This window comes from Kineococcus sp. AC630, from assembly GCF_979255925.1.
Genome location: NZ_CEEDMJ010000163.1, coordinates 1 through 233 on the forward strand (window position 1 = coordinate 1; position 233 = coordinate 233).

Annotated in this window: 1 pseudogene; it reads left to right on the plus strand. The window is 67.4% G+C overall.

The annotated features are described in order from the left end of the window. Positions 1–233: pseudogene (locus tag AC0I8G_RS26255) on the plus strand (DUF2075 domain-containing protein); the annotation flags it as partial.

The following is a 233-nucleotide window of genomic DNA, read 5'->3' on the forward strand; positions in this document are numbered from 1 at the left end:
AACGCCGCCCTGCGCGAGCCCGTCGACCGCGACTCGCTGCTCTCCGAGTTCTTCGTCGAGGGCTACCCGCAGCTCTTGCGGGACTTCCGGGTCGGCCTGGTGGTGCCACAACCGTCCCTGCGCGGCTCGATCCGGAAGGTCTTCAAGAAGACGCCCGGCCTCGGCCCTGCCATGGTCATCACGGCCTTCGAGGCCGGTAAGGCGGACGACATGTTCGACCTGCTGATCGTGGA